An 833-nucleotide genomic window follows, 5' to 3' on the forward strand; every position below is an offset into this window, starting at 1 on the left:
CCTGCGCCCATTCCGCCGGTTTCGGGTGCCCATAGGCCCCAGCCGAGGGAGGTGGCGGGGAGTCCTTGGGTGCGGCGGTGGGTGGCGAGGGCGTCGAGGTAGGCGTTGGCTGCGGCGTAGTTGCCCTGTCCGGTGCCGTCGAACGTGGCGGCAGCGGAGGAGAACAGCACGAACGCGTCGAGAGTGAGGTGCGCGGTCAGTTCGTGCAGGTGGCGGGCGGCGTCCGCCTTGGGTGCCAGGACCTCCGTCAGGTGCTGCGGGGTGAGCGCGGCGAACGTGGCGTCACGCAGCACACCGGCGGTGTGGATCACGGCGGTCAGGGTGACGCCGTCCAGGAGCGCTGCGAGCGCGTCCCGGTCCGAGACGTCGCACGCGGCGATCTTCACCGTCGCACCCAACGCGGTCAGTTCTGTGGTGAGTTCGGTGGCGCCGGGGGCGCCGGGGCCGCGGCGGCTGGTCAGCAGCAGGTCACGGATCCCGTACGCGGTGACCAGGTGGCGGGCCAGCAGGGCGCCCAGGCCACCGGTACCACCGGTGATCAGCACCGTGCCATCCGTACGCCACACCGCCGGGGCGACCTCAGCGGCCGGAGCAATGCGGGCCAGGCGCGGGACGAGGATCTCCCCGCCACGAAGCGCCAGCTCAGGCTCACCCGAGACCAGCACACCCTCCGGGATCTCGTCAGTGTCCGAGTCCAACAGGACAATGCGGTCAGGGTGCTCGGACTGCGCCGAACGGATCAGACCCCACACCGCCGCCTGACCCAGCTCCGCAACATCCTCACCCGGCAGAACAGCCACCGCACCCCGCGTCACCACCACCAAACGGCGGTC

General features: G+C 71.3%; 1 protein-coding gene. It reads right to left on the reverse strand.

All coding sequences use genetic code 11. From position 1 onward, the window contains the following. On the reverse strand, positions 1 to 833 hold an 833-nt coding region (locus tag C6N31_RS42300; RefSeq protein WP_198359629.1), incomplete at both ends, for a beta-ketoacyl reductase.

Source organism: Streptomyces fildesensis, from assembly GCF_016107395.1.
Classification (GTDB): Bacteria; Actinomycetota; Actinomycetes; order Streptomycetales; family Streptomycetaceae; genus Actinacidiphila; species Actinacidiphila fildesensis.